The organism is Actinomadura napierensis, from assembly GCF_039529375.1.
GTDB lineage: Bacteria > Actinomycetota > Actinomycetes > Streptosporangiales > Streptosporangiaceae > Spirillospora > Spirillospora napierensis.
Genome location: NZ_BAAAMR010000438.1, coordinates 1 through 516, shown reverse-complemented (window position 1 = coordinate 516; position 516 = coordinate 1). Strand labels below are relative to the sequence as shown.

Sequence of the window (516 nt, the reverse complement as noted above, 5' to 3'; positions counted from 1 at the left end):
AATGCACCATGCAGACGTAATTTTGGCGATTGGTGCGCGTTTTGATGACCGCGTAACAAATAACCCAGCCAAATTCTGCCCGAACTCAAAAGTGATTCATGTCGATATCGACCCTGCAACTATTTCAAAAACGATTATGGCGCATATTCCGATCGTTGGTGCAGTAGAGCCAGTTCTTCAAGAAATGTTGGCACAGTTAAAACAATTAAATGTGTCTAAACCAAATCCTGAAGCAATTGCGGCTTGGTGGTCTCAAATCAATGAATGGCGCAAAGTTCATGGCTTGAAATATGAAAATCCATCTGATGGCACTATGAAGCCACAGCAGGTTGTTGAAACTTTATATAAAGTGACCAATGGCGATGCCATTATTACTTCTGACGTAGGTCAACATCAGATGTTTGGTGCACTTTATTATAAGTACAAACGTCCTCGCCAATGGATCAACTCAGGTGGCCTTGGCACCATGGGTGTTGGTTTACCTTATGCAATGGCTGCGAAGCTTGCTTTCCCAGA

General features: G+C 43.0%; 1 protein-coding gene. It reads left to right on the top strand.

Annotated features, from left to right (window positions below; genetic code table 11):
• Window positions 1-516, top strand: a 516-nt coding sequence (locus tag ABD296_RS50365) for a thiamine pyrophosphate-dependent enzyme (protein ID WP_344285877.1), incomplete at both ends; no start/stop codon positions are given.